The organism is Salmonella sp. A29-2 (assembly GCF_020150755.1).
GTDB classification, from domain to species: domain Bacteria; phylum Pseudomonadota; class Gammaproteobacteria; order Enterobacterales; family Enterobacteriaceae; genus Salmonella; species Salmonella enterica.
In genome coordinates, this window is sequence record NZ_CP083731.1 from 4496315 (window position 1) to 4519308 (window position 22994).

Sequence of the window (22994 nt, forward strand, 5' to 3'; positions counted from 1 at the left end):
GCACAAAGCGTGCTGGCGGAAAAGAGAACAACGGGCAACATGAGACATGTTCAGCTTGCCACCCACTTCTGTCGCTTTGCCGGATGGCGGCGCAAGCGCCTTATCCAGCCTACAAATTACTTTGGCAGCTCCCAAAGCGTAGGCCTGATAAGCGAAGCGCCATCGGGCATCCTGTGATGTCACTCATCCGATCAGTTCAGGAACTCTTGCATTATAATTGAATAAAACGAAAATGATTTCCACGATACAGAAAAAGGAGTCTGCCATGGTTGCCCCTGTTCCCGCGAAACGCGGGAGAAAACCTGCCGCTACCACTGCACCCGTAACCGGGCAGGTTCAGTCTTTAACTCGCGGTCTGAAGCTACTGGAGTGGATTGCCGAGTCCAACGGCAGCGTCGCGCTGACCGAACTGGCGCAACAGGCGGGTTTGCCTAATTCCACGACTCACCGTCTACTCACCACCATGCAGCAACAGGGTTTTGTCCGCCAGGTTGGTGAGCTGGGCCACTGGGCCGTAGGCGCACACGCGTTTATCGTCGGTAGCAGCTTCTTACAGAGCCGTAATCTGCTGGCGATTGTCCATCCGATTTTGCGCAAGCTGATGGAGGACTCCGGCGAAACGGTAAACCTTGCCGTACTCGACCAGAGCGACCATCAGGCCATTATTATCGACCAGGTGCAGTGCACACAATTGATGCGCATGTCCGCCCCTATTGGCGGCAAGCTGCCCATGCACGCCTCTGGCGCGGGCAAGGCGTTTTTATCACAGCTCAGTGAGGAACAGGTTACCAGTCTGCTGCACCGCAAGGGGTTGCACGCTTATACCCATGCGACGCTGGTGTCGCCGCTGCATCTGAAAGATGACCTCGCCCAAACACGCAAGCGCGGCTATTCCTTTGACGACGAAGAACATGCGCTCGGTCTGCGCTGCGTGGCCTCGTGTATTTATGACGAACACCGCGAACCGTTTGCGGCCCTCTCTATTTCCGGCCCCTGCTCACGCATTACCGACGATCGCGTCACCGAACTTGGCGCCATGGTGATTAAAGCGGCGAAAGAGGTGACGCTGGCCTATGGTGGAACTCGCTGAAATGAGCAGCCTGAAATTATACTGGCAGGAGAAGTACCCACAGGCCTTCTGTTGGTTTTTCGGTGATTCGCCGGCGCTGGCCGACGAGCTGGCGGCGCTAGTGGTCGCCGGTAAAAAGCGTGGCACCTGTAGCTCGCTGGTTAGCTATCAGAAAGAGCAGCCCCCTGTCACGCCCGGGTCATATCACATTGTGCTCAACGGCACAGGCGACGCCGTGTGCGTCATACGCACGCTGGCGCTCAGGCTGATCCGTTTTAACGAGATGAGCGCCGATCTCGCCGCACTGGAAGGCGAAGGCGATCTTAGCCTGGCGTACTGGCAAGCGGCACACCGGGCCTTTTTTGAGCGCGAGGGTAATTGGTCGCCGGAGATGGAACTTGTTTACGAAGAGTTCGCCGTACTTGAGATCGCGCCGTAACGCACGCTAAAGCGCTGTCTACGTCGATAGGCATATACATCTTCTACATGCCCTTCTTTAATACGCGTCTGTAGCGCGCGCCAGTAATCGGCGCGAAACAGGTCGGCATGCATCTCTTCAAACAATGGCCCGATACGCGGATCGGCACACAGCCAGTGGCGAAACTCCTCCGGGAAAACATCACCTGGCGAGACGCTATACCAGGGTTCGCTGGCCAGTTCGTCTTCCGGATAACGCGCTGGCGGAATATCGCGGAAATTCACTTCCGTCATGTAGCAAATTTCATCGTAGTCATAGAACACCACGCGACCATGACGGGTAACGCCAAAGTTTTTAAACAACATATCGCCGGGGAAAATATTAGCGGCGGCAAGCTGGCGAATCGCATTACCATATTCTTCTATCGCATCGCGCAACTGCTGGCCTTCTACCTGTTCCAGCCAGATATTGAGCGGCACCATGCGCCGTTCAATATAGAGATGGCGAATGACGATATGTTCCCCAAGATCGGTAATCTTCTCTGGCACTTCTTGCCGTAACAGCGCCATCAGCGCCGGATCAATTTGCCGTTTATCCAGTACGAAATTCTCAAACTCCTGGGTATCCGCCATACGACCGACGCGATCATGCTCTTTTACCAGTTGATAACAGGCACGCACATGGGCGGCAGACATCTCTTTCTGCGGGGCGAATTTGTCTTTAATGATTTTAAATACCCGGTCGAAACCTGGCAGGGTAAACACCAGCATCACCATGCCGCGGATACCAGGCGCCTCAATGAATTTCTCATCGCTTTCAGCCAGATAACATAAATATTCGCGGTAGCTTTCGGTTTTCGCATGTTTCTGGCAGCCAATAGCCATATACAGTTCGGCAGTGGTTTTACCCGGCAGGATTTCACGCAACCACTCAACCAGCGCGGCAGGCAGCGGCGCATACACCATAAAATAAGAGCGGGCAAAACCAAACACAATGCTCGCTTCTGCCGTGGTGGTCAGGCAGGTATCGACAAACAGTTCCCCCTCATCAGTACGATGAATCGGCAATAAAAACGGCAGCGTACCGTCAGGTGTGGTTAATTTACCTACCAGCCAGGCCGCTTTATTACGGTAAAACAACTCATTCGCCACCTGGACATGGCAGCGAGGTAGCGCGTCCTCGCCCAGTGTTTCAGTCAGGTGCGCGATAATATAGCGGATATCCCGGCTTTTATTCTGCCAGGGCAGACGCAGCGGTAAGTCACTGAGTATGCGCATCAACAGCGGCTCCCAACCGTGATCGGGAAAGAAGTCTTTGGCCAGCGGGCGCGGGATAGTACGGAAGCGACGCTCCGGTTGCGAACTGAAAATAAACAACCGCTCGGGTGTTAACGAGCGGTGGTCAAATAACCGGCAATAAACGGAGTTGAAAAAGCTCTCCGCAATCTCGAAGCGCGGGTAATCCGGCAACAGCCGGGTGTAATGCTCTTTAACGCGTAAAAGGAAATCCGCGTCGGTACTTTTGCCATCGGTAATACAGCGCAGTTGCTCCACCACCAGACCCACATGATGATCATAGAGGTGGATACGGCTTTTCATCGCCTGCTGGACGGCGTGCCAGTCGGCCTGTTCAAAACGCTGCTGCGCGCCGGAAGTCACTTCCAGAAATCGACCATACTGCGCGTCAAAGCCTTGCAGGATGGTTTGAGCAATCAGTAATTCCAGGCCACGCGGCATTTTTTCCCCTCATCCGGCACCACGTCCTGCCGGATGGCGCGTTCGCTTATCCGGCCTACGCTATCTGTAGGCCCGGTAAGCGCAGCGCCACCGGGCATCAATCAAAACTGCGATTCTTCGGTGGAACCCGTTAACGCGGTAACGGATGACGCGCCACCCTGAATAATGGTGGTGACTTTGTCGAAGTAACCAGTGCCCACTTCCTGCTGGTGGGAAACAAAGGTGTAGCCGTCTTTCGCCGCGGCGAACTCGGGTTGTTGAACCTTCTCAACATAGTGTTTCATGCCCTCGCCCTGAGCGTATGCATGCGCCAGGTCAAACATGTTGAACCACATGCTGTGAATACCCGCCAGGGTAATAAACTGGTATTTGTAACCCATGTCCGACAACTGCTGCTGGAAGCTGGCAATGGTCTTGTCGTCCAGATTCTTCTGCCAGTTGAAGGATGGTGAACAGTTATAGGCCAGCAGTTTGCCCGGATACTTCGCGTGGATAGCATCGGCAAAACGACGCGCCAGTTCGAGATCCGGCGTAGAGGTTTCGCACCATACCAGATCGGCATACGGGGCATACGCCAGACCGCGGCTGATCGCCTGCTCAATGCCCGCATGGGTGCGGTAGAAACCTTCGCTGGTGCGTTCGCCGGTAATAAAACTGCTGTCATAGGGATCGCAGTCGGAGGTGATCAGATCTGCCGCATCCGCATCGGTACGCGCAATCACCAGCGTCGGGACGCCCATCACATCAGCGGCCAGACGCGCAGCAACCAGTTTCTGAATCGCCTCCTGCGTGGGGACCAGCACCTTGCCGCCCATATGGCCGCATTTCTTCACCGACGCCAGCTGATCTTCGAAGTGAACGGCCGCTGCACCGGCTTCAATCATCGATTTCATCAGTTCGAAGGCATTCAGAACGCCGCCAAAACCGGCTTCCGCATCAGCAACGATCGGCAGGAAGTAATCCACATAGCGCGGATCGTTGGGTTCAATACCGGATGCCCACTGGATCTGATCTGCACGACGGAAAGTGTTGTTGATCCGATCCACTACCGCCGGAACAGAGTTTGCCGGGTACAACGATTGATCCGGATACATGCTGGATGCCAGGTTGGCATCTGCCGCCACCTGCCAGCCTGAAAGATAAATCGCCTCAATACCGGCTTTCGCCTGCTGCAACGCCTGACCGCCAGTCAGCGCGCCAAGGCTGTTGATATAGCCTTTTTTCGCTTCACCGTGCAACAGCCGCCACATTTTCGCGGCGCCGAGCTGCGCCAGCGTGCACTCCGGGTTAACCGAGCCGCGTAATTTCACCACCTCCTCCGCGCTGTACGGGCGGGTGATGCCTTCCCAGCGCGGTTGTGTCCACTCTTTCTGTAATTCTTCGATTTGTTGAGTACGGGTTTTCATGTGCAGATGCTCCATATTGTTATGTGGTGAATTAAGCCAGTAAGCGATAGCCCGGCAGGGTGAGGAAGTCGATTAAGTCATCTGAGGTGGTGATTTGCTCCATCAGACGTGCGGCATCGTCGAAGCGCCCGCTGCTGTAGCGGTGCTCGCCCAGTTCGTCCTGGATTACCCGCATCTCTTCCGCCAACATTTCGCGGAAAAGCGCTTTCGTTACGGGTTTTCCATTGCTCAGTGTTTTCTCATGGTGAATCCACTGCCAGATAGAGGTTCGTGAGATTTCCGCCGTCGCGGCATCCTCCATCAGACCGTAAATCGGTACACAGCCATTGCCGGAGATCCACGCTTCAATGTACTGCACTGCCACGCGAATATTGGCGCGCATTCCCGCTTCTGTGCGTTCGCCTTCACATGGCTCCAGTAACTGTTCAGCGGTAATCGGCGCATCTTCATCACGGGTAATGAACAGCTGATTTTTGTGCTCGCCCAGTACCTCGTTAAAGACGGCCATTGCGGTATCCGCCAACCCGGGATGCGCAATCCACGTGCCGTCGTGGCCGTTGTTCGCTTCCAGCGCTTTATCCGCTTTCACTTTGGCAAGGACCTGATTGTTGCGTTCAACGTCTTTGCTCGGGATAAACGCCGCCATACCGCCCATCGCGAACGCGCCGCGCTTGTGACAGGTTTTGATCAGCAGGCGCGAGTAGGCGCTCAGAAACGGTTTGTCCATCGTTACCACCTGCCTGTCCGGCAAGACGCGATCCGGGTGATTTTTCAACGTTTTGATATAGCTGAAAATATAATCCCAACGACCACAGTTGAGACCGACGATATGATCACGCAGCGCATGAAGAATCTCATCCATCTGGAAAACAGCCGGCAGCGTTTCAATCAACAGGGTCGCTTTGATCGTACCGCGCGGCAGGTTAAAGCGGTCTTCGGCGTAGCTGAAAACTTCACTCCACCAGGCTGCTTCCTGCCAGGCTTGCGTTTTCGGCAGGTAAAAATACGGGCCGCTACCTTTAGCGAGCAGCGCTTTATAGTTGTGGAAAAAGTACAGAGCAAAATCAAACAGGCTGCCGGGAATGGCTTCCCCCCGCCAGGTAACATGTTTTTCTGGCAGATGTAGACCACGTACACGACAAATCAATACGGCCGGATCGGGCTTGAGCTGATAGATTTTTCCGGCTTCGTTGGTATAGCTAATGGTGCCGTTCACCGCATCACGCAGGTTGATTTGACCATCAATAACTTTATTCCAGTCCGGCGCCAGCGAGTCTTCAAAATCCGCCATAAACACTTTCACATTTGCGTTCAGGGCATTAATCACCATTTTACGTTCAACCGGCCCGGTAATTTCTACTCGGCGATCCTGTAAATCCGCCGGAATACCACGAATCTGCCAATTACTTTCTCTAATGGAAGTGGTTTCCGAAATAAAATCAGGCAACTTACCGTTATCAATATCCTGCTGTTGCTGGATACGTGCAGCCAGGAGTTTATTGCGTTTTGGCGTAAAACGGGTGACTAACTCCGTCAAAAACTCGACTGCCTCAGCGGTCAGGACTTGCTTTTCCAGCTCGCCTTGCGGCCTGGTAAAGGTTAATTCATCAGTTGTGGTTGCCTGTGGATTCATCATGCAGCTCCTCGTTGTTGATCCAGATACATCCCCAATGCGAACGAAGGATCACTGTGCGCTTTTCGTTCAACACAACTAAGACTACTCAATTAAATTTCAAAATCAAAAACAATTTCCATTTTTAATTTAATTATGCATTAACCTATTGATAACAATATTAATTAAATTTAATTACATGATGAGGTGCGTTTCGGAAATAAAAAAGGCACCCGAAGGTGCCTGATTCAACATGCTGAAACGCTTTAGGATCGTCAGAAGCAGAAGATTAATCCAGGGTTGGATTCATGTGACGCAGATCATATGGCGTAATCTGGTAGACATAATAGTTGAGCCAGTTAGTAAACAGTAAATTACCGTGGCTGCGCCAGGTTGCGCGCGGTATGTTTTGCGGATCGTTTTTTGGGAAATAGTTGTACGGAACCTCCGGATTTAACCCGGCCTCAACGTCACGAAAATATTCACCCGCTAACGTATGAGCGTCATATTCAGGATGACCGGTGACAAACGCAATACGTTTATCTTTGCTGGCAAACAGGTACGCATCCCCTTCTTCTGTTTCGGCCAGAATTTCAAGATCCGTATAATCCCGTATTAGCGCCGCCGGGAAATCGGCATAGCGTGAGTGTGGCGCCAGAAACGAATCATCAAAACCACGCGTTAACAGAGCATGTGGATGAAGGATGTGATGTTCATAGACGCCGGAAAGTTTATCTGTACGGGTCTGCTTAGGGATACCATACAGAATATTGAGTGCGGCCTGAACGGCCCAACAGACAAATAGCGTCGAAGTAACGTGATCTTTCGCCCATTCCAGCACCTGCCTAATCTGCGGCCAGTAAGCCACGTCATTAAATTCCACCAGACCCAGCGGCGCTCCGGTCACGATAAGCCCATCAAAGTTCTGATCGCAGATATCGTCGAAGTTACAGTAAAAGTTGTTCAGATGCTCGGCTGGCGTGTTCCTCGACTCGCGGGCATCTATCCGCAGTAGTTGAATATCGACCTGCAATGGCGAGTTCGATAGCAAACGCAGAAACTGATTTTCCGTTTCAATCTTCTTCGGCATCAGGTTAAGGATAAGTACCTTTAGCGGGCGAATTTCCTGACCTGATGCGCGAGAAGTCGTCATGACGAAGACATTCTCCTCACGTAAAAAATTGACGGCGGGTAGCTCGTCCAGCACGCGAATCGGCATAACCTGATAACCTCACGACATACGTTTAAACGTTTAGACATCCAGACAGCTGAAGATACTCAGAAATCAGGCGAATGTCGAGTCTGCAAGTTCAAGGTGAGAAAGTTTCACGACAGCATTTGCATTAGAATAGAAGTAAGCAAAAAAGGAGTGAAGATGATGATTAACATTCGCCGTTCAAGGCATGAGGAAGGGGAAAAACTGATTGCGATCTGGCGTCGCTCAGTCGATGCCACGCACGATTTTCTGTCAAACGCTTATCGGGCCGAACTGGAAGAGCTGGTGAGCGATTTTCTGCCAGAAGCGCCACTATGGGTTGCCGTGACCGATCAGGATGAGCCGGTAGGATTTATGCTGCTTACCGGCGAACATATGGATGCGCTGTTTGTCGATCCGGACGTGCGTGGTCAGGGTATCGGTAAGAGATTAGTTGAACATGCGTTAACACTGGCGCCGGGGTTGACAACCAATGTTAACGAGCAAAATACACAAGCTGTTGGATTTTATAAGAAAATGGGATTTAAGGTGACGGGACGTTCGGAGGTTGACGATCTTGGGAAACCGTATCCATTGTTGAATTTAATTTATCCGTGAGTAGTGGCGCTGCCTGATAAGTGCATGCAGGCCGGATAAGGCGAAGCCGCCATCCGGCGGTGCCGGTTGCCTGATGGCGCTGCGCTTATCAGGCCTACGGTTTTACAGTTACCGCACACGCAAAAAAGCCCGTCCAGACGGACGGGCTTCTTCACTTGTCTGATGCCTGGCAGTTTATGGCGGGCGTCCTGCCCGCCACCCTACGGGCCGTTGCTGCGCAACGAGTGCTCACCGGCAGACTACAGATAAAACAAAAGGCCCTGTCTTCCGACAGGGCCCTTCGTTTTATTTGATGCCTGGCAGTTCCCTACTCTCGCATGGGGAGACCCCACACTACCATCGGCGCTACGGCGTTTCACTTCTGAGTTCGGCATGGGGTCAGGTGGGACCACCGCGCTACTGCCGCCAGGCAAATTCTGTTTATCAACACGCCTTTAGCATGTCGATGTCATCTGTATCAGGCTGAAAATCGTCTCTCAATCCGCCAAAACACCTTCGGCGTTGTAAGGTTAAGCCTCACGGTTCATTAGTACCGGTTAGCTCAACGCATCGCTGCGCTTACACACCCGGCCTATCAACGTCGTCGTCTTCAACGTTCCTTCAGGAGACTCTAAGTCTCAGGGAGAACTCATCTCGGGGCAAGTTTCGTGCTTAGATGCTTTCAGCACTTATCTCTTCCGCATTTAGCTACCGGGCAGTGCCATTGGCATGACAACCCGAACACCAGTGATGCGTCCACTCCGGTCCTCTCGTACTAGGAGCAGCCCCCCTCAGTTCTCCAGCGCCCACGGCAGATAGGGACCGAACTGTCTCACGACGTTCTAAACCCAGCTCGCGTACCACTTTAAATGGCGAACAGCCATACCCTTGGGACCTACTTCAGCCCCAGGATGTGATGAGCCGACATCGAGGTGCCAAACACCGCCGTCGATATGAACTCTTGGGCGGTATCAGCCTGTTATCCCCGGAGTACCTTTTATCCGTTGAGCGATGGCCCTTCCATTCAGAACCACCGGATCACTATGACCTGCTTTCGCACCTGCTCGCGCCGTCACGCTCGCAGTCAAGCTGGCTTATGCCATTGCACTAACCTCCTGATGTCCGACCAGGATTAGCCAACCTTCGTGCTCCTCCGTTACTCTTTAGGAGGAGACCGCCCCAGTCAAACTACCCACCAGACACTGTCCGCAACCCGGATTACGGGTCCACGTTAGAACATCAAACATTAAAGGGTGGTATTTCAAGGTCGGCTCCATGCAGACTGGCGTCCACACTTCAAAGCCTCCCACCTATCCTACACATCAAGGCTCAATGTTCAGTGTCAAGCTATAGTAAAGGTTCACGGGGTCTTTCCGTCTTGCCGCGGGTACACTGCATCTTCACAGCGAGTTCAATTTCACTGAGTCTCGGGTGGAGACAGCCTGGCCATCATTACGCCATTCGTGCAGGTCGGAACTTACCCGACAAGGAATTTCGCTACCTTAGGACCGTTATAGTTACGGCCGCCGTTTACCGGGGCTTCGATCAGGAGCTTCGCTTGCGCTGACCCCATCAATTAACCTTCCGGCACCGGGCAGGCGTCACACCGTATACGTCCACTTTCGTGTTTGCACAGTGCTGTGTTTTTAATAAACAGTTGCAGCCAGCTGGTATCTTCGACTGACTTCAGCTCCATGAGTAAATCACTTCACCTACGTGTCAGCGTGCCTTCTCCCGAAGTTACGGCACCATTTTGCCTAGTTCCTTCACCCGAGTTCTCTCAAGCGCCTTGGTATTCTCTACCTGACCACCTGTGTCGGTTTGGGGTACGATTTGATGTTACCTGATGCTTAGAGGCTTTTCCTGGAAGCAGGGCATTTGTTGCTTCAGCACCGTAGTGCCTCGTCATCACGCCTCAGCCTTGATTTTCCGGATTTGCCTGGAAAACCAGCCTACACGCTTAAACCGGGACAACCGTCGCCCGGCCAACATAGCCTTCTCCGTCCCCCCTTCGCAGTAACACCAAGTACGGGAATATTAACCCGTTTCCCATCGACTACGCCTTTCGGCCTCGCCTTAGGGGTCGACTCACCCTGCCCCGATTAACGTTGGACAGGAACCCTTGGTCTTCCGGCGAGCGGGCTTTTCACCCGCTTTATCGTTACTTATGTCAGCATTCGCACTTCTGATACCTCCAGCAACCCTCACAGGCCACCTTCACAGGCTTACAGAACGCTCCCCTACCCAACGAACGTATCCTTAAACCGACTCGACTTTGTATACGCTTTGACGTCGCTTCGCTCCGTCAATCGTAATCCGCTGAATCGCTTTAAGTGATACGTTCGCTGCCGCAGCTTCGGTGCATGGTTTAGCCCCGTTACATCTTCCGCGCAGGCCGACTCGACCAGTGAGCTATTACGCTTTCTTTAAATGATGGCTGCTTCTAAGCCAACATCCTGGCTGTCTGGGCCTTCCCACATCGTTTCCCACTTAACCATGACTTTGGGACCTTAGCTGGCGGTCTGGGTTGTTTCCCTCTTCACGACGGACGTTAGCACCCGCCGTGTGTCTCCCGTGATAACATTCTCCGGTATTCGCAGTTTGCATCGGGTTGGTAAGCCGGGATGGCCCCCTAGCCGAAACAGTGCTCTACCCCCGGAGATGAATTCACGAGGCGCTACCTAAATAGCTTTCGGGGAGAACCAGCTATCTCCCGGTTTGATTGGCCTTTCACCCCCAGCCACAGGTCATCCGCTAATTTTTCAACATTAGTCGGTTCGGTCCTCCAGTTAGTGTTACCCAACCTTCAACCTGCCCATGGCTAGATCACCGGGTTTCGGGTCTATACCCTGCAACTTAACGCCCAATTAAGACTCGGTTTCCCTCCGGCTCCCCTATTCGGTTAACCTTGCTACAGAATATAAGTCGCTGACCCATTATACAAAAGGTACGCAGTCACACAGGTAAACCTGTGCTCCCACTGCTTGTACGTACACGGTTTCAGGTTCTTTTTCACTCCCCTCGCCGGGGTTCTTTTCGCCTTTCCCTCACGGTACTGGTTCACTATCGGTCAGTCAGGAGTATTTAGCCTTGGAGGATGGTCCCCCCATATTCAGACAGGATACCACGTGTCCCGCCCTACTCATCGAGCTCACAGCACATGCGCTTTTGTGTACGGGGCTGTCACCCTGTATCGCGCGCCTTTCCAGACGCTTCCACTAACACACATGCTGATTCAGGCTCTGGGCTCCTCCCCGTTCGCTCGCCGCTACTGGGGGAATCTCGGTTGATTTCTTTTCCTCGGGGTACTTAGATGTTTCAGTTCCCCCGGTTCGCCTCATTAACCTATGGATTCAGTTAATGATAGTGTGACGAGTCACACTGGGTTTCCCCATTCGGGTATCGCCGGTTATAACGGTTCATATCACCTTACCGGCGCTTATCGCAGATTAGCACGCCCTTCATCGCCTCTGACTGCCAGGGCATCCACCGTGTACGCTTAGTCGCTTAACCTCACAACCCGAAGATGTTTCTTTCGATTCATCATCGTGTTGCGAAAATTTGAGAGACTCACGAACAACTTTCGTTGTTCTGTGTTTCAATTTTCAGCTTGATCCAGATTTTTAAAGAGCAAATATCTCAAACGTGACTCGTAAGTCAGTTTTGAGATACTGATGGCAACGCCTTTCACACATTACCGCGCAAGTGGCGTCCCCTAGGGGATTCGAACCCCTGTTACCGCCGTGAAAGGGCGGTGTCCTGGGCCTCTAGACGAAGGGGACACGAAAATTGCTTATCACGCGCTGCGTGATATTTTCGTGTAGGGTGAGCTTTCATTAATAGAAAGCGAACGGCCTTATTTCTTCAGCCTCACTCCCAACGCGTAAACGCCTTGCTATTTACTTTTCATCAGACAATCTGTGTGAGCACTGCAAAGTACGCTTCTTTAAGGTAAGGAGGTGATCCAACCGCAGGTTCCCCTACGGTTACCTTGTTACGACTTCACCCCAGTCATGAATCACAAAGTGGTAAGCGCCCTCCCGAAGGTTAAGCTACCTACTTCTTTTGCAACCCACTCCCATGGTGTGACGGGCGGTGTGTACAAGGCCCGGGAACGTATTCACCGTGGCATTCTGATCCACGATTACTAGCGATTCCGACTTCATGGAGTCGAGTTGCAGACTCCAATCCGGACTACGACGCACTTTATGAGGTCCGCTTGCTCTCGCGAGGTCGCTTCTCTTTGTATGCGCCATTGTAGCACGTGTGTAGCCCTGGTCGTAAGGGCCATGATGACTTGACGTCATCCCCACCTTCCTCCAGTTTATCACTGGCAGTCTCCTTTGAGTTCCCGGCCGGACCGCTGGCAACAAAGGATAAGGGTTGCGCTCGTTGCGGGACTTAACCCAACATTTCACAACACGAGCTGACGACAGCCATGCAGCACCTGTCTCACAGTTCCCGAAGGCACCAGTCCATCTCTGGAAAGTTCTGTGGATGTCAAGACCAGGTAAGGTTCTTCGCGTTGCATCGAATTAAACCACATGCTCCACCGCTTGTGCGGGCCCCCGTCAATTCATTTGAGTTTTAACCTTGCGGCCGTACTCCCCAGGCGGTCTACTTAACGCGTTAGCTCCGGAAGCCACGCCTCAAGGGCACAACCTCCAAGTAGACATCGTTTACGGCGTGGACTACCAGGGTATCTAATCCTGTTTGCTCCCCACGCTTTCGCACCTGAGCGTCAGTCTTTGTCCAGGGGGCCGCCTTCGCCACCGGTATTCCTCCAGATCTCTACGCATTTCACCGCTACACCTGGAATTCTACCCCCCTCTACAAGACTCAAGCCTGCCAGTTTCGAATGCAGTTCCCAGGTTGAGCCCGGGGATTTCACATCCGACTTGACAGACCGCCTGCGTGCGCTTTACGCCCAGTAATTCCGATTAACGCTTGCACCCTCCGTATTACCGCGGCTGCTGGCACGGAGTTAGCCGGTGCTTCTTCTGCGGGTAACGTCAATTGCTGCGGTTATTAACCACAACACCTTCCTCCCCGCTGAAAGTACTTTACAACCCGAAGGCCTTCTTCATACACGCGGCATGGCTGCATCAGGCTTGCGCCCATTGTGCAATATTCCCCACTGCTGCCTCCCGTAGGAGTCTGGACCGTGTCTCAGTTCCAGTGTGGCTGGTCATCCTCTCAGACCAGCTAGGGATCGTCGCCTTGGTGAGCCGTTACCTCACCAACAAGCTAATCCCATCTGGGCACATCTGATGGCAAGAGGCCCGAAGGTCCCCCTCTTTGGTCTTGCGACGTTATGCGGTATTAGCCACCGTTTCCAGTAGTTATCCCCCTCCATCAGGCAGTTTCCCAGACATTACTCACCCGTCCGCCACTCGTCAGCAAAGCAGCAAGCTGCTTCCTGTTACCGTTCGACTTGCATGTGTTAGGCCTGCCGCCAGCGTTCAATCTGAGCCATGATCAAACTCTTCAATTTAAAAGTTTGATGCTCAATCAATTAAACTTCGTAATGAATTACGTGTTCACTCTTGAGACTTGGTATTCATTTTTCGTCCGAGGACGTTAAGAATCCGTATCTTCGAGTGCCCACACAGATTGTCTGATAAATTGTTAAAGAGCAGGTGCGACGCGGCTTTCAGCTCACCGTCGCGAGGTGGCGTATATTACGCTTTCCTCTTTCAGAGTCAACCCTGAATTTCAGGATTTTTCTCTTCAACCGACCGGCTGTTTGTGTGAAGTGATTCACATCCGCCGTGTCGATGGAGGCGCATTATAGGGAGTTCTCTGCTGACCGCAATAGAAAAATTGCAGAAAAATGACTGTTTGCTGCATTCCCCAGCAAAACCCCTGGTTATACCAATTTACGCACAGACTTATCCACAAAATATGCGTTCATTTCCTGGATCTTCTCACTCTGCAAACGATCTTTCAGGGATAAAAGCCGGGCCAGAATTTAAAAAGAAAAATTCGCGAGCGTTGCGCAAACGTTTTCGTTACAATGTCGCCGCAAAATGAGAATGCCCCATAAGGGGCGTTAGCTGAGTTTTTCACGAAAAATTCAGCTAACGCTCTCTGTAATCGTCAAATCCAGGGGATTTACCATGCAACAACGTCGTCCAGTCCGCCGCGCTCTGCTCAGTGTTTCTGACAAAGCCGGTATCATCGAATTCGCCCAGGCACTTTCCGCACGCGGTGTGGAGCTGCTGTCTACGGGGGGCACCGCCCGCCTGTTAGCAGAAAAAGGCCTGCCGGTGACCGAAGTTTCCGATTACACCGGTTTCCCGGAAATGATGGATGGACGCGTAAAGACCCTGCATCCAAAAGTCCACGGCGGCATCCTCGGTCGCCGCGGCCAGGACGATGCCATTATGGAACAGCACCACATCGCCCCTATCGATATGGTTGTCGTTAACCTGTATCCATTCGCCGAGACCGTTGCCCGTGAAGGCTGCTCGCTGGAAGATGCGGTAGAAAACATCGATATCGGCGGCCCGACCATGGTGCGCTCCGCCGCGAAGAACCATAAAGACGTGGCCATCGTGGTGAAGAGCAGCGACTACGACGCCATTATTAAAGAGATGGATGCCAACGAAGGCTCTCTGACCCTCAACACCCGTTTCGATCTCGCGATTAAAGCCTTCGAACACACCGCCGCCTACGACAGCATGATCGCCAACTACTTCGGCAGCATGGTTCCGGCTTACCACGGTGAAGGCAAAGAAGCCGCCGGTCGCTTCCCGCGTACGCTGAATCTGAACTTCATTAAGAAGCAGGATATGCGCTATGGCGAGAACAGCCACCAGCAGGCTGCCTTCTATATAGAAGAGAATGTGAAAGAAGCGTCCGTTGCCACTGCACAACAGGTGCAGGGCAAAGCGCTTTCCTACAACAATATCGCCGATACCGACGCGGCGCTGGAGTGTGTGAAAGCGTTCAACGAGCCAGCCTGCGTAATTGTCAAGCACGCTAACCCGTGCGGCGTGGCGGTAAGTACCTCTATTCTCGACGCTTACGATCGCGCCTATAAAACCGACCCGACCTCCGCGTTCGGCGGCATTATCGCATTCAACCGCGAGCTGGATGCCGAAACCGCGCAGGCCATCATCTCCCGTCAGTTCGTGGAAGTGATCATCGCCCCATCCGCAAGCGAAGAAGCACTGAAGATCACCGCAGCTAAGCAGAACGTCCGTGTTCTGACCTGCGGCCAATGGGGCGAGCGTGTTCCGGGCCTGGATTTCAAACGCGTTAACGGTGGCCTGCTGGTTCAGGACAGGGATCTGGGTATGGTGAGTGAAGCTGAACTGCGCGTGGTCTCTAAACGCCAGCCGACCGAGCAGGAGCTGCGTGACGCGCTGTTCTGCTGGAAAGTGGCGAAGTTCGTGAAATCCAACGCCATTGTGTATGCCAAAGAGAACATGACTATCGGCATAGGCGCAGGCCAGATGAGCCGCGTGTACTCCGCCAAAATCGCCGGGATTAAAGCGGCTGACGAAGGTCTGGAAGTGAAAGGCTCCGCGATGGCCTCTGATGCCTTCTTCCCGTTCCGTGACGGTATTGATGCCGCTGCCGCTGTCGGCGTGAGCTGCGTTATCCAGCCTGGCGGTTCTATCCGTGATGATGAAGTCATTGCCGCTGCCGATGAACACGGCATTGCGATGATCTTCACCGACATGCGCCACTTCCGCCATTAATTCAGGGAGCAGACGATGAAAGTTTTAGTCATTGGTAACGGCGGGCGCGAACACGCGCTGGCCTGGAAAGCCGCACAGTCGCCGCTGGTTGATACCGTTTTTGTCGCACCGGGTAATGCCGGTACCGCGCTGGAGCCCGCGTTGCAGAACGTGGCTATCGGCGTCACCGATATTCCGGCGCTGCTGAGCTTTGCCCAGAACGAGAAGATTGATCTGACCATCGTCGGCCCGGAAGCGCCGCTGGTGATTGGCGTGGTCGATGCCTTCCGCGCCGCAGGCCTGAAAATTTTCGGCCCAACCGAAGGGGCCGCGCAACTGGAAGGCTCCAAAGCGTTCACCAAAGATTTCCTCGCTCGTCACCAGATTCCGACGGCGGAATACCAGAATTTCACCGAGATTGAGCCAGCCCTGGCTTATCTGCGTGAGAAAGGCGCGCCGATCGTCATCAAGGCCGATGGTCTGGCTGCAGGCAAAGGCGTTATCGTGGCGATGACGCTGGAAGAAGCCGAAGCCGCCGTTCATGACATGCTGGCAGGCAACGCCTTTGGCGACGCGGGCCACCGCATCGTGATTGAAGAGTTCCTCGACGGCGAAGAAGCGAGCTTTATCGTGATGGTCGACGGCGAGCACGTGCTGCCGATGGCCACCAGCCAGGATCACAAACGCGTAGGCAATGGCGATACCGGCCCGAATACCGGCGGTATGGGGGCCTACTCACCGGCGCCGGTGGTGACTGATGAAGTGCACCACCGCACCATGGAACGCATCATCTGGCCAACCGTGAAAGGCATGGCGGCGGAAGGTAACACGTACACCGGCTTCCTGTATGCGGGTCTGATGATCGACAAGCAGGGCAACCCGAAAGTTATCGAGTTCAACTGCCGCTTCGGCGATCCGGAAACCCAGCCGATCATGCTGCGCATGAAGTCGGATCTGGTGGATCTTTGCCTGGCCGCCTGCGACGGCAATCTGGATGAGAAAACCTCCGAGTGGGACGAGCGCGCTTCATTAGGCGTGGTGATCGCCGCGGGCGGTTATCCGGGCAATTACAATACTGGCGATGAGATCCACGGCCTGCCGCTGGAAGACGCGGCTGACGGTAAGGTTTTCCACGCCGGAACTAAACTCGCTGATGGCAACCGCGTGTTGACCAGCGGCGGACGCGTCCTGTGCGCCACCGCGCTGGGCCACACCGTGGCCGAAGCGCAGAAACGCGCTTACGCCCTGATGACCGACATCCGCTGGGACGGCAGCTTCAGCCGTAACGACATCGGCTGGCGCGCCATCGAGCGTGAACAGAACTAACGGCTGAGTTTAGCCAGCAGCGTTTTGCGCGTAATGCCCAATTGACGGGCGGCTTCGGTTTTGTTGCCGCCCGTTTTTTCCAGCGCCGCCAGAATCACCTCTTTTTCGACGTCCACCAGCGGTTGGATCTCACCACTGTATTCCGTTTTTATCGGCGTCGCGGCAATAGCGAGAGGCAATTCGCGTTCAGAAATGTATTCTCCCGTCAGTAACACCACCGCTCGTTCGATAGCGTTTTCCAGCTCACGGATATTACCCGGCCAGTCGTAGTGGATCAGCAGATCCATCGCCTGCGGCGTAAACCCCTTCACCGCTTTGCGGTTACGTTCGGCAAAACGCCGCAGAAAATGGTCTGCCAGTAGCGGAATATCTTCCCGACGCTGGCGCAAAGAAGGCATTTCAATCGCCACCACATTCAGGCGGTAATAGAGATCCTGGCGAAAACGACCAGCACTCACCTCTTCCGCCAGATCGCGGTGGGTAGCGGCAATCAGCCGCACATCAACCGACACGGTCTGATTGCTGCCCACACGCTGCACCTCACGTTCCTGAATCGCCCGCAGCAGGCGTACCTGCATCAGCGGTGAAATATCGCCAATTTCATCGAGGAATAAGGTGCCGCCATCCGCTTCGACAAAACGCCCTTCCCGACGTTTATCCGCGCCGGTAAACGCGCCTTTTTCGTGGCCGAACAGCTCAGACTCCAGCAGCGATTCATTAAGCGCCGCGCAGTTGAGCGTGACCAGCGGTTTATCGCTCCTGGCGCTACAGGCGTGTAGCGCCCGCGCCACCAGCTCTTTACCCGTGCCGGAGTCTCCGTGAATCAATACCGTGGCGTCTGATGGTGCGACCATCGCGATTTCATTCAGTAAATGTTGCATCGCCGGACTGCGGCCAATCATGCCAAACTGCGCAGCCGACGCCGATGGCAATTCAGCGCCCGTTTCCCGCGTATGCGCCAACGCCTTTTCCAGCGTCTCCTGCAGACGGTCAAAATCCAGCGGTTTAATTAAATAGTCGAGCGCGCCGGCTTTCAACGCCTCTACCGCCGTTTCCACGCTGGAGAATGCCGTCATAATCAAAATCGGAATGGCGGGGTTGAGCGCTTTAATCTCCTTCAGCGTGGCGATACCGTCCATCTCCGCCATACGCACATCGCACAGTACCAGATCAAAGACTTTCTCACGCACCTGAGCCAACGCATCATGCCCACTGTAGGCCAGAGCGACGTTATAGCCCCAGCCCCGAAGCAGCGCCTGTAAAATCGTGCAGTGGCTTACATCATCATCCACAACCAGAATATCGATTTTTCCGCGTATCACCCTTGTTAATCCTGTTGTCTCGCTATCACTGGCAACCAGATAGTAAAGACCGCGCCTTTACCCTCAATACTTTTCACCTTAATCGCACCGCCATGCTGTTCGATGATATTTTGCACCACCGCCAGCCCCAGGCCTGTCCCGTCAGCTTTGGTCGTAAAATAAGGCGTAAAAATCGCCTCCAGCTGATCCGGGGCGATCCCTTTCCCGCTATCGGTAACAGTGATGATAACGCGGTCGGTCCCACTTTCTTTTGCCTCTACGGTAATCGTTCCCTGGCGGCCAATCGCATGTATAGCGTTCAGGTACAGATTCAACAGCACCTGAGTCAGCCTGTCCGGGTCAGCCTGAATACGCTTAAGCGTCTCATTCGCCGTGAATCTCATCTGAATCTCTCTGCTTTGGGCATCCTGACTGACCAGATTCAGGGAGTGAGTAATAATATCATTGAGGTTAACCGCCTGGAGCGTCAGATGCGCGGGCTTTACCAGTTCGAGCAATTCGCTTACCACCCGGTTCAAACGGTCGGCCTCTTTGGCCATCACCTGCGCCAGTTCATGCGACTCGCCGCCGGCAGGCGTGCGCTCGGCAAAGTATTTCGCCAGCCCTTTGATGGACGAGAGCGGGTTACGAATTTCGTGCGCGACGCCCGCCGCCAGATGCCCCATCGCCACCAGCTTTTCTTTACGCTTCATTGTATCAAGCAGTTCTCTGTGCGAGCGCTGATAACGCTGATGCCAAAAAAACGCCAGTAACGTTGCCAACAGCACCGTCGCTAACGCAGACAAAACAATCAGCGTATTACGCCACTCCCTTGCCTGTGTCGCGGCCAGCTCGCTGGCGTCAAAGGCAATAAAAATAGTTTGTTTCGCTGGTTCGTCGTCATTGGCGCTACGCGCCATGCCGTGCCCCCTCATACCGTGACCTCTCATACCGAAAAGCGGCTGGAACTGACGGTAAATTTCCAGCGCAGGCACCGTCTCGCCGTTAGCAGCAACGTCGACACGCCGCCAACGCTCCTGCGGCCCGGGGTTTAGTTGATGCATTTCAGATGTGGAATAGAGCGATTTGCCCACCATGCCAGGGTTGCTATGAGTGATGATTACCCCCTGCGCATCCGTTACAGCGAACCACAACACGCCTGGCTGACCCGCCATCTCTTCCAGCAATGTCTGCTGCTGCGCGTGATGCATCCGCATTCCCATACCTACTCGCGTGCCGGACTCCAGAGCGCGAATGAGTACATTTCCCTTTTCCAGCAGCGTCTGCCTGGCGGCAACGCTCTCACGGCCATAGTCGCGAATGACCATAATGGAAAATAGCCCCACCAGAATGAAGATCGCCGCAGGTAACAGCCGACTCAACCACGTTGCAGCGGCATCTTTATGTAATCGTATAAAACTCACAGGCTTCCCCGGCTCGTTTTTATTTTCCTTACTTAAGCAGAGATCATGCCATTCTTCGCTCCGCATAACCGCGCGTTGCCGCACACCCTTTCGGATACGGATGGGTAAAAATGACTCGCCAGGCGGGTCATGCGAGTCATTTTTACTCGCTTTTTGCCGCCTGAAGCAGGTTAACTCGCTGCCCGACAAGGAATAGTTATCTGGCACGGAAGATGCAAGAGAGAGGATAAGATGAGCAACAGGAGAACGCAAAATGAAACGGAACAATAAATCAGCTATCGCGCTAATCGCCCTCTCTCTTTTGGCCCTGAGCTCCGGCGCCGCCTTCGCCGGGCATCACTGGGGCAACAATGACGGTATGTGGCAACAGGGAGGTAGCCCGTTAACCACGGAACAGCAGGCGACGGCGCAGAAGATTTATGATGATTACTATACGCAGACCAGCGCGCTGCGCCAGCAACTGATATCCAAACGTTATGAATACAACGCGCTACTGACCGCCAGTTCGCCGGATACTGCGAAAATTAACGCGGTTGCCAAAGAGATGGAGTCATTAGGCCAGAAGTTAGATGAGCAACGCGTGAAACGGGATGTCGCGATGGCGCAGGCTGGCATACCACGCGGCGCAGGAATGGGCTATGGCGGTTGCGGCGGCTATGGCGGCGGTTATCATCGCGGCGGCGGTCATATGGGTATGGGAAACTGGTAAAGCATGTTTGCCGAATGGCGGCTTCGCCATTCGGTATTCCATCAAAAGGTTTTCGCTTGCGGCTGCCAGTGACAGAAATCTGAATTCGCCACCAGCAAAAGTTGCGATCCTTCCGGCGCCTCCAGCCATGCTACGCTCACCTCTACCGATGAGTGGTTCTGGCGGCGCTCAATGTGGCTTATTGCCCAGGAATCCAGATCCGGTTTCAGCGTTTCACCTTCACAGGTGGTTACCGTATGGTCGGCGTGCCAGCGTCCCTGGCGTAGTATGACCCGCCCCAGGCGCAAGGCGTCGCTGGTCTGACGGATTTGTTCGGCGCGATAGCGATACAAGGCAATCTGATCGTTGGAAAGCTGCTGCTTCTGCCCCCCGACTTCACGCTGCATAAAACTGAGTTCGCCATGAGCGTCGAAACGCGCGCGAATATGTTCTGGCGGTTTGCTGTAAATATTGAGTTCAATAAGCGAAAGCGTATCACCCTGCCAACGATATTCGCTGGTCGTCGTGCTGCCGCTATGCCACGGGCTAAAAACAGAAAGCAGATGGACTTCATCGTTCGTATCTTTACGCCAGATACGCACCGCGCCGTGATCGCCGGCAAAGCCGCTGGCAGTAAACGGAGGCGGTGAAGCGTTATGACTGCAGGCAGTCAGCAACAGCGCGCCAGAAAACAGAAACGCGCGACGCCAGACGGACAAAAGGGGCTGATAAGCCCCTTCGATAAAACTGTTCACAGTTACGCGTCTTACTTAACTGCGTCTTTCAGAGCTTTACCAGAAACAAACGCCGGTACGTTAGCGGCGGCGATTTTGATTTCTTTACCGGTCTGTGGGTTACGGCCAGTGCGCTCAGCACGGTGGTTCACTTTGAAGGTACCGAAACCAACCAGTTGTACAGCATCGCCTTCTTTCAGAGACTCAGTAATAGCAGCCAGAGTGGATTCCAGAGCAGCTTTAGCCTGGGTTTTGGACAGTTCTGCTTTGTCTGCAATTACATCAATCAGTTGAGTCTTGTTCATAAGTTATCCTTACAATGTGTTTATCGCTTGCTAAGCATCGAGTGCGACGGAAATGCCAGAAAAGCACTCTCCTGCATACACGCACCGATAGCCACTTTTTTTCGCCTCCCAAATGTAGACCAGACGGGGGGCATAAGGGAAGCCTTATGGCACGACAAATCAGACGTTAAATCACGTTTTCTGGTGTCATTGCTGAAAATTTATACCGATATTGCTCTCACCAGCCTCGCGCAGGTCTGCCCTGAGCCCTTTTATCAGTTCAATATCGCGTTCTTCGCAGTCGGCTAAAAGTCGGAATATTTCCCACTGAATATCCCATTCCTGTTCAACGGCAGGGTTCGTTTTGAGCTCCTCATCGGTCATTTCCCGACCAGCCTGAGTCATTTCCAACATCGCCACCGTAGTAATGGAAGTCTTACTAACCTCAATAGCGTGTTCCAGCGTTTCGCCGCTAAGACGAGAATGCATTAATTCGCTTAATGCGACGCAGGCATCAATCGCCGGGTAAACGCCGTACAGATCATAGTCGTCGGCTGCCGGAATTGCCTCTTCAAACTTCTCCAGTTGGCTATCGAAATTGACCTTTGCATCTTTCACCGTCAGGGTTTCCCAGATCAGATCCAGAATGCGACGGTAGATCTGTCCGTCGCCGAATTCCGTCTGCTTGCAAAACATGGCGTAGTTCGGGTACATGCGCTCGCACAAGCAGGCCATAAAGGTAACGTGCTGCCAGCTTTCCAGCCGCTCCAGACGCAAATGAATCGGGTTTTGTAACATGATGGAATCTCGAATCGGAAATTAGCGGCAGTTTACCTGAATCAGCGCTGAATTTCTTGCCAACGAACAAACGCCGGACGCCCGGAAGCGACGGCATCCGCCCAGCGCGTCGGCTCCGGCAGGCGATACCCTTTCATACAGCGCTGTACCCACGCCAGCGCGCTGTCAGTACTGACCCGGTGCCCTGTCGCGATAAACAGCGGATTACAGCGCGCCTTGCTGCGCCATACCCACGCCAGTTGCTCGCCTTTATCCATTAAGGGGCTAAGTGCGCCAGGTTCGGCGGAAAGTGGTTCAAATTTACCGCATAGCCGTTTTTTCGCTACGCCGATGGTCGGCACGTCCACCAACAGTCCAAAATGACTGGCGACGCCAAGCCGACGCGGATGCGAAATACCGTGACCGTCCACAAACAGCAAATCGGGCTTTTGCGAGAGCTGTTCCCACGCCGCCAGCAGCGCAGGATATTCACGAAAAGAGAGAAAGCCGGGGATATACGGCATAGTGGTGGCAATACGCGCCACCTTGTACTCTACCAGCTCAAGCGACGGATATTTCAGCAACACCATCGCCGCCCGCGTCACCTCGCCGCCCTGCTCAAAACCGACGTCCGCCCCGCCGATAAACGCTGGCGGATCTTTGTCCAGGCGATCTTCGCGGCAAACCGATGAAGCAAGTTCTATCTGTTGAGCGCGTAGCGACGCGAGATCCATACTAA

Annotated in this window: 16 protein-coding genes, 1 tRNA gene and 3 rRNA genes; 6 read left to right on the forward strand and 14 right to left on the reverse strand. The window is 53.8% G+C overall.

Features of this window, described 5'->3' with window-relative positions; translation table 11 throughout:
* Nucleotides 1-265: 265 nt before the first annotated feature.
* Complete coding sequence (iclR, locus tag K8W53_RS21850) at nucleotides 266-1090, forward strand: glyoxylate bypass operon transcriptional repressor IclR (RefSeq protein WP_000226434.1); 825 nt, start codon at nucleotides 266-268, stop codon at nucleotides 1088-1090.
* Nucleotides 1091-1100: 10 nt separating this feature from the next.
* Nucleotides 1101-1508 (forward strand): ASCH domain-containing protein, encoded by a 408-nt coding sequence (locus K8W53_RS21855; protein WP_077944501.1) that lies wholly within the window; start codon nucleotides 1101-1103, stop codon nucleotides 1506-1508.
* On the opposite strand, the gene aceK is transcribed toward K8W53_RS21855, so the two are convergent.
* From aceK to metA, 4 genes are all read right to left on the reverse strand, one after another.
* Nucleotides 1472-3223 (reverse strand): bifunctional isocitrate dehydrogenase kinase/phosphatase, encoded by a 1752-nt coding sequence (gene aceK / locus K8W53_RS21860; RefSeq protein WP_001137268.1) that lies wholly within the window; start codon nucleotides 3221-3223, stop codon nucleotides 1472-1474. The genes K8W53_RS21855 and aceK overlap by 37 nt on opposite strands.
* 101 nt (nucleotides 3224-3324) lie before the next feature.
* The gene (gene aceA, locus K8W53_RS21865; protein ID WP_000857884.1) at nucleotides 3325-4629 is read right to left on the reverse strand and encodes an isocitrate lyase; all 1305 of its coding nucleotides are present in this window, start codon (nucleotides 4627-4629) and stop codon (nucleotides 3325-3327) included.
* A gap of 31 nt (nucleotides 4630-4660) precedes the next feature.
* Nucleotides 4661-6262 (reverse strand): malate synthase A, encoded by a 1602-nt coding sequence (gene aceB, locus K8W53_RS21870; protein ID WP_001069371.1) that lies wholly within the window; start codon nucleotides 6260-6262, stop codon nucleotides 4661-4663.
* A gap of 268 nt (nucleotides 6263-6530) precedes the next feature.
* Nucleotides 6531-7460: a homoserine O-acetyltransferase MetA gene (gene metA, locus K8W53_RS21875; RefSeq protein ID WP_001122767.1), complete on the reverse strand. Its 930-nt coding sequence runs from the start codon at nucleotides 7458-7460 to the stop codon at nucleotides 6531-6533.
* Between the two features lie 156 nt (nucleotides 7461-7616).
* Between metA and K8W53_RS21880 the strand changes: the two genes are divergently transcribed.
* Nucleotides 7617-8054 carry an acetyltransferase gene (locus K8W53_RS21880; protein WP_000973248.1) on the forward strand — a complete coding sequence of 146 codons (438 nt, stop codon included), beginning with the start codon at nucleotides 7617-7619 and terminating at the stop codon, nucleotides 8052-8054.
* A gap of 294 nt (nucleotides 8055-8348) precedes the next feature.
* On the opposite strand, the gene rrf is transcribed toward K8W53_RS21880, so the two are convergent.
* From rrf to K8W53_RS21900, 4 genes are all read right to left on the reverse strand, one after another.
* Nucleotides 8349-8464, reverse strand: a 5S ribosomal RNA gene (gene rrf / locus K8W53_RS21885).
* A 95-nt stretch (nucleotides 8465-8559) separates the two neighbouring features.
* Nucleotides 8560-11546, reverse strand: a 23S ribosomal RNA gene (locus K8W53_RS21890).
* 193 nt (nucleotides 11547-11739) lie between these two features.
* A tRNA-Glu gene (locus K8W53_RS21895) sits at nucleotides 11740-11815 on the reverse strand.
* Nucleotides 11816-11985: 170 nt separating this feature from the next.
* Nucleotides 11986-13527: ribosomal RNA gene (locus K8W53_RS21900) — 16S ribosomal RNA — on the reverse strand.
* The 16S, 23S and 5S rRNA genes sit together here with 1 tRNA gene alongside, the layout of an rRNA operon.
* A gap of 625 nt (nucleotides 13528-14152) precedes the next feature.
* On the opposite strand from K8W53_RS21900, the gene purH reads away from it, so the two are divergent.
* Together purH and purD are read left to right on the forward strand one after the other, a co-directional pair.
* On the forward strand, nucleotides 14153-15742 hold the full coding sequence (gene purH, locus K8W53_RS21905) for a bifunctional phosphoribosylaminoimidazolecarboxamide formyltransferase/IMP cyclohydrolase (protein WP_023224360.1): 1590 nt from the start codon (nucleotides 14153-14155) through the stop codon (nucleotides 15740-15742).
* 15 nt (nucleotides 15743-15757) lie between these two features.
* Entirely contained in the window at nucleotides 15758-17047 is a 1290-nt protein-coding gene (purD, locus tag K8W53_RS21910) for a phosphoribosylamine--glycine ligase (RefSeq protein ID WP_023181687.1), read from the forward strand.
* Here the strand turns inward: purD and zraR are convergent.
* The gene (gene zraR, locus K8W53_RS21915; protein WP_023224361.1) at nucleotides 17044-18369 is read right to left on the reverse strand and encodes a sigma-54-dependent response regulator transcription factor ZraR; all 1326 of its coding nucleotides are present in this window, start codon (nucleotides 18367-18369) and stop codon (nucleotides 17044-17046) included. The two genes, purD and zraR, sit on opposite strands and share 4 nt — an antisense overlap.
* A gap of 5 nt (nucleotides 18370-18374) precedes the next feature.
* Nucleotides 18375-19772, reverse strand: a complete 1398-nt coding sequence (gene zraS / locus K8W53_RS21920) for a two-component system sensor histidine kinase ZraS (RefSeq protein WP_023224362.1) — start codon at nucleotides 19770-19772, stop codon at nucleotides 18375-18377.
* Nucleotides 19773-20025: 253 nt separating this feature from the next.
* Here zraS and zraP point away from each other — a divergent pair, with 253 nt between their 5' ends.
* Nucleotides 20026-20481 (forward strand): zinc resistance sensor/chaperone ZraP, encoded by a 456-nt coding sequence (gene zraP / locus K8W53_RS21925; RefSeq protein ID WP_000828129.1) that lies wholly within the window; start codon nucleotides 20026-20028, stop codon nucleotides 20479-20481.
* A gap of 41 nt (nucleotides 20482-20522) precedes the next feature.
* Here the strand turns inward: zraP and K8W53_RS21930 are convergent, their stop codons facing one another.
* From K8W53_RS21930 to nfi, 4 genes are all read right to left on the reverse strand, one after another.
* A complete protein-coding gene (locus K8W53_RS21930; RefSeq protein WP_001083940.1) occupies nucleotides 20523-21215 on the reverse strand; it encodes a DUF1481 domain-containing protein in 693 nt (230 codons plus the stop codon).
* Between the two features lie 11 nt (nucleotides 21216-21226).
* Nucleotides 21227-21499, reverse strand: coding sequence for a nucleoid-associated protein HU-alpha (gene hupA, locus K8W53_RS21935; RefSeq protein ID WP_001044509.1), 273 nt, complete (start codon nucleotides 21497-21499; stop codon nucleotides 21227-21229).
* 186 nt (nucleotides 21500-21685) lie between these two features.
* Nucleotides 21686-22276, reverse strand: coding sequence for a YjaG family protein (locus K8W53_RS21940; RefSeq protein WP_000940092.1), 591 nt, complete (start codon nucleotides 22274-22276; stop codon nucleotides 21686-21688).
* A gap of 41 nt (nucleotides 22277-22317) precedes the next feature.
* Complete coding sequence (gene nfi / locus K8W53_RS21945) at nucleotides 22318-22989, reverse strand: deoxyribonuclease V (RefSeq protein WP_000362359.1); 672 nt, start codon at nucleotides 22987-22989, stop codon at nucleotides 22318-22320.
* Between the last annotated feature and the right edge of the window lie 5 nt (nucleotides 22990-22994).

Excerpts from the sequence above, each read along its gene's own strand:
- iclR (WP_000226434.1), top strand. The coding sequence starts at position 266 with ATGGTTGCCCCTGTTCCCGCGAAACGCGGGAGAAAACCTGCCGCTACC.
- aceK (WP_001137268.1), bottom strand. The coding sequence starts at position 3,223 with ATGCCGCGTGGCCTGGAATTACTGATTGCTCAAACCATCCTGCAAGGC.
- aceA (WP_000857884.1), bottom strand. The coding sequence starts at position 4,629 with ATGAAAACCCGTACTCAACAAATCGAAGAATTACAGAAAGAGTGGACA.
- aceB (WP_001069371.1), bottom strand. The coding sequence starts at position 6,262 with ATGAATCCACAGGCAACCACAACTGATGAATTAACCTTTACCAGGCCG.
- metA (WP_001122767.1), bottom strand. The coding sequence starts at position 7,460 with ATGCCGATTCGCGTGCTGGACGAGCTACCCGCCGTCAATTTTTTACGT.
- K8W53_RS21880 (WP_000973248.1), top strand. The coding sequence starts at position 7,617 with ATGATGATTAACATTCGCCGTTCAAGGCATGAGGAAGGGGAAAAACTG.
- purH (WP_023224360.1), top strand. The coding sequence starts at position 14,153 with ATGCAACAACGTCGTCCAGTCCGCCGCGCTCTGCTCAGTGTTTCTGAC.
- purD (WP_023181687.1), top strand. The coding sequence starts at position 15,758 with ATGAAAGTTTTAGTCATTGGTAACGGCGGGCGCGAACACGCGCTGGCC.
- zraP (WP_000828129.1), top strand. The coding sequence starts at position 20,026 with ATGAAACGGAACAATAAATCAGCTATCGCGCTAATCGCCCTCTCTCTT.
- hupA (WP_001044509.1), bottom strand. The coding sequence starts at position 21,499 with ATGAACAAGACTCAACTGATTGATGTAATTGCAGACAAAGCAGAACTG.
- K8W53_RS21940 (WP_000940092.1), bottom strand. The coding sequence starts at position 22,276 with ATGTTACAAAACCCGATTCATTTGCGTCTGGAGCGGCTGGAAAGCTGG.
- nfi (WP_000362359.1), bottom strand. The coding sequence starts at position 22,989 with ATGGATCTCGCGTCGCTACGCGCTCAACAGATAGAACTTGCTTCATCG.